We start from the raw sequence: 542 nt of genomic DNA, 5'->3' as shown, positions 1-542 counted from the left end.
GGAGGTGTTGGACTGCTCGCCGCGCGTGATGCGGCTGCGGGTGCCGGCGGGCACGGGCAGCGCGCCGGCGGGCGCCACGCCGTGCAGCGACGGCACGCCGAGCGTCCCGGCGCCGCCGCCGGTGCTGACCAGGTGCAGCAGGGCCCGCACGAAGGCGGGGTCGTGCGGGCCGTCGTGCACGCGGCCGAGGCCCGCCAGCTCGCCCACGACGGCGTGCTCCAGCTCCGGGACGGGGGACGGGCGCACGGTGAGCGGGACCTGGTAGGTGGCCTCCTCCCCGTCGCCGGTGCGGGTCGAGACCACGGCGAGCAGGACGTGGACGTCCTCCTCGCCGGCCGGGCCCTCGGGTGGGGAGGAGGGCGCCGCGGCCAGCGGGACGAGCCCGACGCCGGTGACGGTGACGTCGGTGCCCTTGTGCGCGAACCAGCGCTGTCGCGGCAGCCACGGCTCGAGCAGCGCGGTGAGGGCGCCGGCGGGCACGGGACCGGCCGCGCCGGCGGCGGACGGGGGACCGGCGGCGCCGGCGGCGGGCGGGGTGCTCG

At 80.4% G+C, this 542-nt stretch carries 1 protein-coding gene; it reads right to left on the bottom strand.

Annotated elements, in window-relative coordinates; translation table 11 throughout:
* A partial coding sequence (locus tag ABEB16_RS18980; protein ID WP_425560256.1) for a maltokinase N-terminal cap-like domain-containing protein occupies window positions 1-542 on the bottom strand: 542 nt, incomplete at both ends.

The sequence above is a fragment of the Kineococcus glutinatus genome, assembly GCF_039542765.1.
Classification (GTDB): Bacteria; Actinomycetota; Actinomycetes; order Actinomycetales; family Kineococcaceae; genus Kineococcus_A; species Kineococcus_A glutinatus.
This window is presented reverse-complemented; position numbering and strand designations above follow the sequence as displayed.